Origin of the sequence: Cellulosimicrobium protaetiae (assembly GCF_009708005.2) — a bacterium.
Classification (GTDB): domain Bacteria; phylum Actinomycetota; class Actinomycetes; order Actinomycetales; family Cellulomonadaceae; genus Cellulosimicrobium; species Cellulosimicrobium protaetiae.
In genome coordinates, this window is record NZ_CP052757.1 from 3,231,798 (window position 1) to 3,243,943 (window position 12,146).

Here is a 12,146-nt window from a genome sequence, read left to right on the forward strand (position 1 = left end):
CAGTGCTCCTTCGTCGTTCGTCGGTGGGGTCGTGCGGTGTCCGTCGTCTGTCCGTCGTCTGTCCGTCGTCAGTCGGTCGTGACCAGTGTCCCAATATTCTCGCCGACCAGGGCCCGGGTGACGTTCCCCGGCTCGCCCATGCCGAAGACGCGCATCCGCACGTCGTTGTCGCGGCACAGGCTCAGCGCCGTCGCGTCCATGACCCCGAGGTCGTTGACGAGCGCGTCGGTGTACGTGAGGTGGTCGAGCTTCGTGGCCGACGGGTCCGTGCGGGGGTCGGCCGTGTAGACGCCGTCCACGCCGTTCTTGCCCATGAGGACCTCCTGGCAGTGCGTCTCGAGGGCGCGCTGCACGGAGACCGTGTCGGTGGAGAAGTACGGCATCCCTGCGCCCGCGCCGAAGATGACGACGCGGCCCTTCTCGAGGTGGCGGATCGCGCGCAGCGGGATGTACGGCTCGGCGACCTGGCCCATGGTGATGGCGGTCTGCACGCGCGTCTTCACCCCCGCCTGCTCGAGGAAGTCCTGGAGCGCGAGGCAGTTCATGACCGTGCCGAGCATGCCCATGTAGTCGGCACGCGCCCGGTCGAGCCCGCGCTGGGAGAGCTCGGCGCCGCGGAAGAAGTTCCCGCCGCCGACGACGATGGCGACCTGGACGCCCTGGGCGACCGCGTCCGCGATCTCCTGGGCCACGCGCTGGACGACGTCGGGCGCGAGACCGATCTGCCCGCCGCCGAACGTCTCGCCCGACAGCTTGAGGAGCACCCGCCGGTGCTCGGTCCCCGCTCGGGGCGTGGTCTGCTCGCTCGCCGTCACTGTCGACACCTGTCCTTCGTCCTGGCCCGGTGGGGCGGGGTGGTCCTGCTCCGCCGTCGTCCACCCGATGATCCGGCACGACGGCGTTCGTCGCGCACGCAGGGCCTCGCCCCGGGTGCGCGGTCGGCCCGGCCCCGACGCCGCGCGGGCGTGGGGACCGGGCCGACGGGGGCGTCAGGCGCCGACGCGGTACCGCACGAACTCGGTGATGGTGCCGCCGGCCTCGGAGACGACCTGGCCGACCGTCTTCTTGGGGTCCTTCGCGAGCGGCTGGTCGACGAGGACGACGTCCTTGAAGTAGCCGTTGAGGCGACCCTCGATGATCTTCGGCAGCGCGGCCTCGGGCTTGCCCTCGTTGCGCGAGGTCTCCTCGGCGATGCGGCGCTCGTTCTCGACCGTGTCGGCCGGGACCTCGTCGCGCGACAGGTACGTCGGGGACATCGCGGCGACGTGCTGCGCGACGTCCTTCGCGACGGCCTCGCCCGCGGCGTCCGTGGCGACGACGACGCCGATCGACGGCGGCAGGTCGCGCGCGGTGCGGTGCAGGTACGCGGTGACGCGCTCGCCCGCGACGCGGGTCACGCGACGCAGGACGATCTTCTCGCCGAGCGTCGCGGCCTGGTTGTCGATGACCTGCTGGACGGTCTCGCCGTCCGCGTCCGCGGCGAGCGCCGCGTCGGCGTCACGGGCACCGGCCTCGGCGGCGGCCTTGAGGACGCGGTCCGCGAGGGAGATGAACGTCTCGTTCTTCGCGACGAAGTCCGTCTCGGAGTTGAGCTCGATGAGCGTCGCGACCTGGCCACCCTCGGTGTCGCGGATGTCGACGGCGATGAGGCCCTCGGAGGTCGAGCGGCCCTCGCGCTTGGCGACGCCCTTCAGACCCTTGACGCGGATGATCTCGAGCGCCTTCTCCGCGTCGCCGTCCGCCTCGTCGAGAGCCTTCTTGACGTCGAGCATGCCGGCGCCGGTGCGCTCGCGCAGGGCCTTGATGTCAGCGGCGGTGTAGTTCGCCATGGTGGTTCCTCACTCGTGGTTCGTCACGGGTTCTTCGTCACAGGGACGTGCTGGTGGCACCGCGCCGGTGCCGGTGCGCCGGTGGCGCGGCGCGGGGTGCGCGGCGGTCGCCCGCCGCGCACCCCGGGACGTCACTTGGTCTCGTCGGCCTCGGCGTCGGCGACGACGGCCTCGGCGTCGGCCACGACGGCAGCCTCGGCGGCGACCTCCGCGACGACCTCGGCAGCGGCGTCACCCGGCTCCTCGGCGGCGACCTCGGCAGCAGCCTCGGCGACCTCCTCGGCCACGGCGGCCTCGACGTTCGCCTCGGCGGCGGTCTCGTCGGCCTCGAGCTGCTTCTCGGCACCGGCGAGGAGCTCGCGCTCCCACTCGGCCAGCGGCTCGGCCTCGGCGCCCGCCTCGGTCTCGGCACCCGAACGGCCGGAGTGACGCTGGAGCAGACCCTCGGCGGCGGCGTCCGCGATCACGCGCGTGAGCAGCGTGACGGAGCGGATGGCGTCGTCGTTGCCCGGGATCTTGTAGTCCACGACGTCGGGGTCGCAGTTCGTGTCGAGGATCGCGACGATCGGGATGTTGAGCTTGCGCGCCTCGTCGACCGCGAGGTGCTCCTTGTTCGTGTCGACGATCCACACGGCGGAGGGGACCTTCGCCATGTCACGGATGCCGCCGAGCGTGCGCGCGAGCTTGTCCTTCTCGCGACGCAGGACGAGGAGCTCCTTCTTGGTCAAACCGGAGCCGGCGACGTCGTCGAAGTCGATCTCCTCGAGCTCCTTGAGGCGCTGGAGACGCTTGTGCACCGTGGTGAAGTTCGTGAGCATGCCGCCGAGCCAGCGGTGGTTCACGTAGGGCATCCCGACGCGCGCGGCCTGCTCGGCCACGGGCTCCTGGGCCTGCTTCTTGGTGCCGACGAAGAGGATGGAGCCGCCGTGCGCGACGGTCTCCTTGACGAACTCGTACGCGCGGTCGATGTACGACAGCGACTGCTGGAGGTCGACGATGTAGATGCCGTTGCGCTCGGTGAAGATGAAACGCTTCATCTTCGGGTTCCAACGGCGGGTCTGGTGCCCGAAGTGGACACCGCTCTCGAGGAGCTGGCGCATGGTCACGACGGCCATGACACGTCCTTTCGCCGTGCGGCCCGGGATCCACCCGGTGCGCGCACGCTTCTGGCGGCCCCTCCCGGAGGACGGACCGCGGTGCGGTTGTCGGTGACGACCTCGTGGTCGCACCCCTGGCGCCACCCGAGCCGACGCCCGCGCCGCACCCTGCGAGCAGGGGCGAGCGGGACCGACGCCGGACGCGGCCCCACCCGTCCGGCGGAGCCGGGAGCACGGGCGAGGACGTGACGCGCGATGTCGACCGGCTCCGCCCTCGGCCGGGGTCGGGACCCCGGTCCGGGCACGGCGAACGCGCCGGTCGCAGCGGCAAGTCTACCCGACGGCTCGGCCGACCACAGCCGCCGTCCCCGGGTACGCGGCGGGCCGCCCGTCCACAGGCCGGCACGACCGCGACCCGCTCTCCGGCGGGGTACGACACCCTGGCGCGATGGCTCCCGACCACCTCTCGCTCACCGTCACCTCGACAGCCCCCTCGCCGTCGCCCGCGGCACCCCGTCGGCGCACGCTCGGGATCGTGCTGAGCGTGCTCGTCCTGTCCGCCGGCCCCGTGGCGGACGCCGCGCCCGGCGCCGTGGTCACGCCCCACGCACTCGCGGAGGCCTCGGCCACCGCCGCCTGGGTGCCCCCGCTCGACCTCGCGCCCGACGACCTGGAGGTCCTCGCGCCCTTCGACCCGCCCGAGCAGGACTGGCTCCCCGGGCACCGGGGCGTCGACCTCGCCGCGACGCCCGGCGCCCCGGTCCGTTCCCCGGCACCGGGGGTCGTGACGTTCGCCGGTCCCGTCGCGGGCCGCGGCGTGGTCGTCGTCACGCACGACGACGGGCTGCGCACCTCGCTCGAACCCGTGACCGGCGTCGTCCCGCGGGGGTCGCGGGTCGCGGCCGGCGCGGTCGTCGGCACGCTCCAGGCCTCGCAGGACGCCCTCGGGAGCCACTGCCCGGGGACCTGCGTGCACTGGGGCGTGCGGCGCGGGGATCGCTACGTGGACCCGCTCGCCCTCCTGGGCGACCGTCCGCCGATCGTGCTCCTCCCGCTCGGGGAGCCGTGACCGGGTGCGGCAGGGTGTCAGGCGCGAGGGAAGGCCTGCTCGAACGAGCTCCGCAGCCGCTCCGCGGTGACGTGCGTGTAGCGCTGGGTCGTCGCGAGCGAGGAGTGCCCGAGGATCTCCTGGACGCTGCGCAGGTCGGACCCGCCCGCCAGCAGGTGGGTCGCGGCGCTGTGGCGCAGGTCGTGCGGGGCGACGTCGTCGACCCCGGCGTCGGCGGCGAGCCGGTGCACGGCGTCGCGCACCTGCCGCTCACCCCAGCGGCCGCCGCGGTCACCGACGAGGAGCGCAGGACCGCTCCGCGCCGTGACCAGCGCGGGGCGCCCGACGTCGAGCCACCGGTCCAGTGCGCGGGCCGCCGGGACCCCGAACGGGACGACCCGTTCCTTGTCCCCCTTGCCGAGCACGCGGACGACACGCTGTGCGAGGTCCACGTCGTCCACGTCCGTGCCGGCGAGCTCGCCGACACGGACACCGGCCCCGTAGAGCAGCTCCGCCGCCGCCCACTCCCGCACGCGTGCCGGGTCGCCCTCGACCGCGGCCTCGCGCGCCGCGTCGAGCATCCGGGCCGCCGCGTCGACCGCGAGGACGGTCGGCAGCGTGCGCGGCACACGAGGGCTCGCCAGGCGTGCCGCAGGGTCGTCCGCGACGCGGCCGGTCCGCCGCGCCCAGTCGAAGAACGCTCGTGCGGCCGCTCCTCGACGCGCGAGCGTCGCCCGTGCGAGGCCCCTCTCCGACTGCTCGGTCAGCCAGGTGCGGAGCGCAGCCAGGTCGACCTCCGCGAGCGTCCCCGTGCCGTGCCGTGCGACATGACGCAGCAGCGCCTCGACGTCGCCGACGTACGCGCGCACCGTGTGGTCGGACGAGCCCTGGGCGACACGGAGGTGCGCGGCGAAGTCGTCGACGGCCACACGGAACGTCTCGGGCAACGCCTCCGGGGTGGTGGCCTGCGGCTCGTCGGGCGCGACGGGCGCCGTGCCCCCGTCTCCGCCTCCGGTCGGTCGGGTCTCCGTCACGCTCCCAGTCTGCTGCCGGGCCGAGCCGGGCGCGTGGAGGCGCTCCGGGGGCGCCTCCTCCGGGCCGTCTCCGTGCCCGGTGCTCGGGCCGACGAGCGTGCCCGCGTCCCCGGGCACCGCCGAGCCGGCGTGACGCCTCGCGCACGACTCATCCCGGGCGCACGCGCCGCCAACCGCCTGCCGTGCGCTCGGCCAGGCCGCGGACCTCCAGCCTGCCGAGGGCGCTCATCGCGTCGGCGACCGCGAGCCCGGCCGAGCGGGCGACCGCGTCCGTCGGCGCGCCCGAACGGAGCGGGAGCGCGTCCCACGCACGGGTCTCGACACCGTCGAGACCGTCGTAGTCGGCGCGGCGCGACGCGCCCCCTGCCACGGGAGGCGCACCGGGTGCGGCGTCGCGCGTCAGGCTCCCCGCGAGCTCCGCCACCTCGTCGGCGTCGGTGACGCACACCGCGGCACCGTCCCGCAGCAGCCGGTGGCAACCCGTCGACGCCATCGACGTCACCGGCCCGGGCACCGCACCGACCGGTCGGGAGAGCTCGGTCGCCCGGGTCGCCGTGCTGAGCGACCCCGAGCGCCAGGCCGCCTCGACGACGACGGTCGCCCCCGAGAACGCCGCGATGAGCCGGTTGCGCTGCAGGAACCGCACCCGGCTCGGTACGGAGCCGGGCGGTACCTCGGACACCACCGCTCCCCCGGTCTCGACGACGGCGCGGAGCAGGTCCGTGTTCCCCGCCGGGTAGAGCCGGTCCACCCCGCCCGCGAGGAACGCCACCGTCGGCCCGCCCGACACGAGCGCCGCCCGGTGCGCGGCGGCGTCGATCCCGTAGGCACCGCCGGACACCACGGTGAACCCTCGTGCGGCGACCCCGGAGGCGATCTCGCCCGTGACGTGCCGCCCGTAGTCGGTGCACGCGCGCGCCCCGACCACGGCCACGGACCGGGCGGCGAGCCCCGCGAGACCGGGTGCGCCCCGCACCCACAGCGCGATCGGCACCGCCGCGCCGAGGTCGGCGAGGGCGCCGGGCCACCCGGGGTCGCCCGGGACGACGAGGGTGCCCCCGAGTCGTTCCAGGACGCGCAGCTCACGTCGCGGGTCGAGCCCGTCGAGCCGTGGCGCCCACCGCGCGACACCTCGCAGGAGCCGTGCGACGGAGCGGCTCCTGGCGTCGTGCGACGCCCCGTCGCCGCTCGGGTCCTCGGGCACCGGGCCGGCGAGCCCGACCCCGCGCGTCGGCCCCGACGTGGGGACGGTCTCGGAGCGGGCGACGAGCGTACGACGAGCCTCGGCCGGGTCGTCGACGGCCTCGTGGAGCCAGGCGAGCGCCGGTCCGGCGCCGAGCTGCTCCACGAGCGCGACCGCGACGTCGTCCCCGGGCTCGGCGATGCGTGACCAGGCCGCGCGGGCGAGCCGGTCGTCGGTGACGTCGAACACGGGCCGCCGCGACGCGCTCGGACGGGTCGGGCGCTCAGCCACGGTAGCCCCGTGTGCGGAGGGCGAGGCCGGCACCGACGTCGCTCCGGCTCGGCGCGTCGCGGCCCGCGAGGTCGGCCACCGTCCACGCGAGACGCAGCACGCGGTCGGCGCCGCGCAGGCTCAGGGTGCCCCGGTCGAGCGCCGTGTCGACGTCCGCGAGCAGACCGGGGTCGGCGCCGAGACGCTCCCGCAGCCAGGTGCCGGGCACCTCGGCGTTCGTCCGCCACGGTGTCCCCGCCAGGCGGGCCGCGGCCGCGGCCCGCGCGGCGCCGACCCGGCGCGCGACGACGGCGCTCGCCTCCGGCGCGCCCGCTCCTGCCCGCTCGACGCGGGTCACGGGCCGGACCTCGACCTGCACGTCGACCCGGTCGAGCAGCGGCCCGGAGAGCCTGCCGAAGTACCGCCGCTGCGCGACGGGCGAGCACGTGCACTCGAGGCCCTTGCCGACCCCCTTGCCGCACGGGCACGGGTTGGCGGCGAGGACGAGCTGGAAGCGCGCCGGGTACCGGGCGGTCCCGCCGGCCCGGTGGATCACGAGCTCGCCGTGCTCCAGGGGCTGCCGCAACGTCTGGAGGACCCGCGCCCCGAACTCGGGGGCCTCGTCCAGGAAGAGGACCCCGCGGTGGGCGCGCGACGCGGCACCGGGACGCGGCAGGCCGCTCCCTCCGCCGACGATCGCCGCCGGGGTCGCGGTGTGGTGGGGGTCCTCGAAGGGCGGCCGCCGGAGCAGACCGGCGCCCGGGTCGAAGACCCCGGCGACCGAGTGGACGGCGGTGACCTCGACCGCCTCGCTCTCCGTGAGGTCGGGCAGGATGCCGGGGAGCCGCGACGCGAGCATCGTCTTGCCCGCCCCGGGCGCCCCGACCAGGAGCAGGTGGTGGCCGCCCGCGGCCGCCACCTCGAGCGCGTGCCGCGCCTCGCCCTGGCCCACGACGTCGGCCAGGTCGCCCGGCCGGGCGCGCACGTCGGCCGCGCGCGGTACGACGACCGGCGGCACGCCACCGCCCGGTCCGTCGAGCATCGCCCCGTGCAGGCGCGCCACGTCCGCGAGGCTCGCCGCCCCCACCACGCGCGCGCCCGGGACGAGGCTCGCCTCCTCGACGTCGGCAGCAGGGACGACGACGTCGCGGAACCCGGACGCGACGGCGGCCGCCACGGCCGGCAGGACTCCGCGCACGGGCTGGAGCCGGCCGTCGAGCCCCAGCTCCCCGAGGTGCACCACGTCCTGCACGGCGCGCGCCGGGACGACCTGTGCCCCGGCGAGCAGCGCGACGGCGATCGCGACGTCGAAGCCCGTCCCCGACTTCGGCAGCGCGGCCGGGGAGAGGTTGATCGTGACCTTGCGCTGGGGCCACGGGATCCCCGACGAGGTGACCGCGGCGCGGACACGGTCCCGTGACTCGCTCAGCGCCGTGTCGGGGAGCCCGACGAGCACGAACCCGGGCACCGACGCCGCGAGGTGCGCCTGGACCTCCACGACGTGCCCCGTGAGCCCGACGAGCGCGACCGCGCGGGTCGTGCCGAGGCCCATCAGGCGCTCACCCCGACGAGGTGCTCGACCTGCGCGGCGCCCGCCCTGGCCACGACCACGGCCACGACGTCGATCCGGACCGACCGGGCCCGGACGTCGTGGGTCGCGAGCCACTCACCGGTCAGGCGTCGCAGGCGACCGAGCTTCGCCGCGGTGACGGCCTGCGCCGGGTGCCCGAAGCCCGTCCCCCGCCGGGTCTTGACCTCGACGACCACCAGGACGTCACCGTCCAGGGCGACGACGTCGAGCTCGCCGCGCGTCCCGCGCCAGTTGCGGTCGAGCAGGGTCCAGCCCGCCTCGACCAGGTGGGCCGCGGCCACCTTCTCCCCGTACCGCCCGACGGCGTCGTTCGCTCCCATGGGCTCACCTCCGCCGCCCACCGTGGAGGTCGACGGGTGCGCGGCGCCAGGTGCGCGTGCGGCCCTGTGGGCACCACCGTCAGAGGACGTGCCTGTGGACGGCCAGGACCCTTGTCAGAGCTGGAGCTCGGCCTTCGCGAGCTCCTCGACGTTGACGTCCTTGAACGTCACCACGCGGACCGACTTCACGAACCGGGCCGACCGGTACACGTCCCAGACCCACGCGTCGGCGAGCCGCAGCTCGAAGTACACCTCACCGGCCGCGGACCGCACCTGGAGGTCCACCTGGTTCGCCAGGTAGAAGCGGCGTTCGGTCTCCACCACGTACGAGAACAGGCCCACCACGTCGCGGTACTCGCGGTACAGCGCGAGCTCCATCTCGGTCTCGTAGTTCTCGAGGTCTTCGGCGCTCACGCCTCCATCATGGACCATCGCCGGGCCCGCGCTCGTCGCGGCGCCGACGCGCGTCGTTCGTCAGCTCGTGGCCAGACCCGCCGCCGGGTCGAGCTCCAGCACGTCGACCGGTTCGCCGTAGGCCGGGGCGTCGAGCACCTCGTCGCCCCGCTCGGGCAGGCGCCACGACCTGCGGTGCTGCGGCGTCGGCCCGTGCTCGCGCAGCGCGTCGACGTGCGCCGCCGCACCGTAGCCCTTGTTCTGGTCCCACCCGAAGGCGGGGTACTGCCGCGCGAGGCTGGTCATGAGACCGTCGCGCTCCGTCTTCGCGAGGACGCTCGCCGCGGCGACCGACGCGCACTGGAGGTCGGCCTTGACCAGGGTGCGCACGCGGGGGTCAGCGAACCGCTCGTCGTCGTGGGGGTCGAGGTCGAACGCCTCGAAGAGGTCGACCGCCGACGGCCTGCTGAGCCAGTCGTGCTTGCCGTCCAGGAGCACCGCGTCGACGTCCCCGACCGTCCGGCGGACCTGCGCGAGCGCGCGCCGCCCCGCGAGGCGCAGTGCGCCCACGATGCCGTGCGCGTCGATCTCGGCAGGTCCCGCGTGGCCCACGGCCCACGCGACGCTCCACGAGCGTGCGAGCGGGACGAGAGCCTCGCGGGCGGCCGCCGTGAGGAGCTTGGAGTCGGTGAGTCCGGGCGGGCAGGGCTTCGTCGTGAGGTCGACGACCACGACGCCCACGGAGACCGGGCCGGCGAGCGCTCCGCGGCCGACCTCGTCCATGCCGGCGACGAGCCGCGCGCCGTCGCGCAGCATCGCGCGCTCCTGGCGCAGGTCCGGACGCCGCCGCGCGGGCGCACGCCTCGCGGCCCTCGGCGACGCCGTGCCGGGAGCCGGACGGGCGACGGCGTCGAGCGTCACGGCTCCACCGCGGGCACGTCGGCGAACACGTCGCCGGGGTTGCGCAGCAGGCCGAGGTGCGACAACGGCCAGACCTTGACGAAGGCCGTCCCGACGACGTTCCCCATCGGGACGAAACCACCGCCCGGCTTCCCGGTGTTGTAGCGCGAGTCCGCCGAGTTCTGCCGGTTGTCGCCCATGACGAACAGCATGTCGTCGGGGACCGTGGTGTCGAACGGGTCCTGGCTCGGGACCGACCCGGGCTTGATGTACGTCTCGTCGATCGACACGCCGTTGACGCTCACGCGCCCCTCCGCGTCGCAGCACACCACGTGGTCACCGGGCGTGCCGATCACCCGCTTGATGAGGTGCTCGCCCGTGTCCTGCGGCAGCAGACCGACGAACGTCAGCGCCGCGCGCACGGCCTCCGAGACCGGGCTCTCCTCCTGCGGCACCGGCGGCGGCAGCCACCCGCCCGGGTCCTTGAACACCACGACGTCGCCGCGGTGCACGTCGAACGCCCCCGGCACGAGCCGGGACACCATCACCCGGTCACCCTCGACCAGCGTGTCCTCCATCGAGGCGCTCGGGATGAAGAACGCCTGCACCAGGAACGTCTTGATGAGCAGCGACAGCACCAGCGCGCTGACCACGATGATCGCCGTCTCGCGCAGCAGCGACGACTTGCGCGCCGGACGCTCGGACCCGCGTCCCGACCGGTGCTCCCCGGGCCCCGCGAGGTGCTCCCCGTGCGGGGTCTGCTCGTCGCCCCGAGGACCGAGCGCCGCGCGCTCGGTGCCGGCGTCGGGATGCGGGCCGCGGGGCGGGGCGCTGTCGGTCACGCGTTCACAATGCCACCTTCTGCCGTCTTCCGAGAAACGGACCGGCTCTCGGACCGCGTGTTCTCGGGAACGACGACGGCGGCCGCCCCTCGAGGGGACGACCGCCGTCGGACGAGCGGAGCAGCAGGTCCGGTCAGGAGCCTGCCGGCAGCCGATCAGCGAGCGGGCGCGGTCTCGCGCTTCTCCTTGATCTTCGCCTTCTTGCCGCGCAGCGCGCGCAGGTAGTACAGCTTGGCGCGACGCACGTCACCGCGCGTCACGACCTCGACCGACTCGATGGACGGCGAGTGCACGGGGAACGTGCGCTCGACACCGACACCGAAGCTGATCTTGCGGACCGTGAACGTCTCACGGACGCCGCTGCCCTGACGGGCGATGACGACGCCCTGGAACGCCTGGACGCGGGAGCGGTTGCCCTCGACGACCTTGACGTTGACCTTGAGCGTGTCGCCGGGACGGAAGTCCGGGACGTCGCTGCGCAGCGATGCTGCGTCGACGCTGTCCAGCGTGTGCATGGTGCTTCTCCTCGCCCGCCACAGGTCGGACGCGTGCTCGTGGCCCGGGCGCGCCGGGCCGTCGTCGTCTGTCGATGGGGTGTGCCGTGCTGGGCGCGGACGGTCGACCACCTCGCGGTCGTCGACGCGTCGTGCCAGTCCGCCCGAGGATCCGGGCGCGGGCTCCCCTGTGGCAGAGGTTCCGGGGCGGCACACACCGATCGACCATTCTGCCACACCCGGAAGGTCGAGCGGCAGCCAGGCCCGTCGCCGACCCCGTTTCGTGAGCGGCGGGGGTGGTCAGGGAGCGTCGCGCGCGACGAGCGCGAGCCGGTCGTCGACGACGGACCACCCCGCGCCCGCGAGGACCTCCAGGTCGTGCCGGTCGAGCGTGCCGACGTCGAGCGCGCGCACCATGTCCGGCCGTCGCGCGGCCGTGCGCCGCAGGGCCTGGTCACGGCGCCAGCGGTGGATCCGCGCGTGGTGCCCGGAGAGCAGCACGTCCGGCACCTCCAGGTCGCCCCAGGCCGGCGGCTTCGTGTACACGGGGTACTCGAGCAGTCCCGCGGCGCCGTGCGACTCCTCGACGAGCGACTCGGGGTTGCCCACGACGCCCGGCAGCAGCCGTCCGACGGCCTCGACCATGACGAGCGCCGCGACCTCGCCCCCGTTGAGCACGTAGTCGCCGATCGACAGCTCGCTGACCCGCATCCCGGTGGAGCGGTAGTGCTCGGCGACGCGCGCGTCGATCCCCTCGTAGCGCCCGCAGGCGACGACGAGGTGCTCCTCGGTCGCGAGCGCCTCCGCGGTGCGCTGCGTGAACGTCTCGCCCGACGGCGTCGGTACCACCAGGTGGGCCGGCGCGCCCTCGCGCGGGGTGCGGTCGACGGCTACCGACGACCCGGACGGGTCCGCACGGCCCGTCACCTCGTCGATGGCGCGGCCCCAGACGTCGGGCCGCATGACCATGCCCGCACCTCCGCCGAACGGCGTGTCGTCCACGGTGCGGTGCCGGTCCGTCGTCCAGTCCCGCAGGTCGTGGACGCGCAGGTCGAGGATCCCTGCCGCGCGGGCCTTGCCGACGAGCGACAGGTCGAGCGACGCGAGGTAGTCGGGGAAGATCGTGACGACGTCGATGCGCACGG

General features: G+C 74.8%; 13 protein-coding genes. 1 reads left to right on the forward strand and 12 read right to left on the reverse strand.

Annotation, left to right across the window (positions count from 1 at the left end):
- Nucleotides 1-68: 68 nt before the first annotated feature.
- From pyrH to rpsB, 3 genes are all read right to left on the reverse strand, one after another.
- Complete coding sequence (gene pyrH, locus FIC82_RS13870) at nt 69-824, reverse strand: UMP kinase (RefSeq protein ID WP_253691173.1); 756 nt, start codon at nt 822-824, stop codon at nt 69-71.
- A gap of 165 nt (nt 825-989) precedes the next feature.
- A complete protein-coding gene (gene tsf / locus FIC82_RS13875; protein WP_154798918.1) occupies nt 990-1,829 on the reverse strand; it encodes a translation elongation factor Ts in 840 nt (279 codons plus the stop codon).
- Between the two features lie 131 nt (nt 1,830-1,960).
- Nucleotides 1,961-2,944, reverse strand: coding sequence for a 30S ribosomal protein S2 (gene rpsB, locus FIC82_RS13880; protein WP_154798919.1), 984 nt, complete (start codon nt 2,942-2,944; stop codon nt 1,961-1,963).
- Nucleotides 2,945-3,374: 430 nt separating this feature from the next.
- On the opposite strand from rpsB, the gene FIC82_RS13885 reads away from it, so the two are divergent.
- Nucleotides 3,375-3,995: a M23 family metallopeptidase gene (locus tag FIC82_RS13885; RefSeq protein WP_154798920.1), complete on the forward strand. Its 621-nt coding sequence runs from the start codon at nt 3,375-3,377 to the stop codon at nt 3,993-3,995.
- A 17-nt stretch (nt 3,996-4,012) separates the two neighbouring features.
- Here FIC82_RS13885 and FIC82_RS13890 read toward each other — a convergent pair whose 3' ends face one another.
- The 9 genes from FIC82_RS13890 to trmD all read right to left on the reverse strand — a co-directional run bounded on the left by FIC82_RS13890 (nt 4,013) and on the right by trmD (nt 12,144).
- Nucleotides 4,013-4,921, reverse strand: a complete 909-nt coding sequence (locus tag FIC82_RS13890) for a tyrosine recombinase XerC (protein WP_154800296.1) — start codon at nt 4,919-4,921, stop codon at nt 4,013-4,015.
- Between the two features lie 235 nt (nt 4,922-5,156).
- Nucleotides 5,157-6,482 (reverse strand): DNA-processing protein DprA, encoded by a 1,326-nt coding sequence (dprA, locus tag FIC82_RS13895; protein ID WP_168731885.1) that lies wholly within the window; start codon nt 6,480-6,482, stop codon nt 5,157-5,159.
- A complete protein-coding gene (locus FIC82_RS13900) occupies nt 6,475-8,013 on the reverse strand; it encodes a YifB family Mg chelatase-like AAA ATPase (protein WP_154798921.1) in 1,539 nt (512 codons plus the stop codon). Before FIC82_RS13900 ends, dprA begins: the two co-directional genes overlap by 8 nt.
- Nucleotides 8,013-8,372 carry a YraN family protein gene (locus FIC82_RS13905; protein WP_154798922.1) on the reverse strand — a complete coding sequence of 120 codons (360 nt, stop codon included), beginning with the start codon at nt 8,370-8,372 and terminating at the stop codon, nt 8,013-8,015. The genes FIC82_RS13900 and FIC82_RS13905 overlap by 1 nt, the downstream gene beginning before the upstream one ends.
- A 114-nt stretch (nt 8,373-8,486) precedes the next feature.
- Nucleotides 8,487-8,786 (reverse strand): DUF2469 domain-containing protein, encoded by a 300-nt coding sequence (locus FIC82_RS13910; RefSeq protein WP_024840525.1) that lies wholly within the window; start codon nt 8,784-8,786, stop codon nt 8,487-8,489.
- Nucleotides 8,787-8,846: 60 nt separating this feature from the next.
- Complete coding sequence (locus tag FIC82_RS13915) at nt 8,847-9,686, reverse strand: ribonuclease HII (protein WP_253691175.1); 840 nt, start codon at nt 9,684-9,686, stop codon at nt 8,847-8,849.
- Nucleotides 9,683-10,507 (reverse strand): signal peptidase I, encoded by an 825-nt coding sequence (gene lepB, locus FIC82_RS13920; RefSeq protein ID WP_253691177.1) that lies wholly within the window; start codon nt 10,505-10,507, stop codon nt 9,683-9,685. Before lepB ends, FIC82_RS13915 begins: the two co-directional genes overlap by 4 nt.
- 155 nt (nt 10,508-10,662) lie before the next feature.
- The gene (rplS, locus tag FIC82_RS13925) at nt 10,663-11,022 is read right to left on the reverse strand and encodes a 50S ribosomal protein L19 (RefSeq protein WP_154798924.1); all 360 of its coding nucleotides are present in this window, start codon (nt 11,020-11,022) and stop codon (nt 10,663-10,665) included.
- A 279-nt stretch (nt 11,023-11,301) separates the two neighbouring features.
- Nucleotides 11,302-12,144 carry a tRNA (guanosine(37)-N1)-methyltransferase TrmD gene (gene trmD / locus FIC82_RS13930; protein WP_168731886.1) on the reverse strand — a complete coding sequence of 281 codons (843 nt, stop codon included), beginning with the start codon at nt 12,142-12,144 and terminating at the stop codon, nt 11,302-11,304.
- Nucleotides 12,145-12,146: the final 2 nt, after the last annotated feature.

What these genes read in the sequence shown, in the direction of transcription:
- tsf (WP_154798918.1), bottom strand. Translation starts at nt 1,829, where the DNA reads ATGGCGAACTACACCGCCGCTGACATCAAGGCCCTGCGCGAGCGCACC.
- rpsB (WP_154798919.1), bottom strand. Translation starts at nt 2,944, where the DNA reads ATGGCCGTCGTGACCATGCGCCAGCTCCTCGAGAGCGGTGTCCACTTC.
- FIC82_RS13885 (WP_154798920.1), top strand. Translation starts at nt 3,375, where the DNA reads ATGGCTCCCGACCACCTCTCGCTCACCGTCACCTCGACAGCCCCCTCG.
- FIC82_RS13900 (WP_154798921.1), bottom strand. Translation starts at nt 8,013, where the DNA reads ATGGGCCTCGGCACGACCCGCGCGGTCGCGCTCGTCGGGCTCACGGGG.
- FIC82_RS13905 (WP_154798922.1), bottom strand. Translation starts at nt 8,372, where the DNA reads ATGGGAGCGAACGACGCCGTCGGGCGGTACGGGGAGAAGGTGGCCGCG.
- rplS (WP_154798924.1), bottom strand. Translation starts at nt 11,022, where the DNA reads ATGCACACGCTGGACAGCGTCGACGCAGCATCGCTGCGCAGCGACGTC.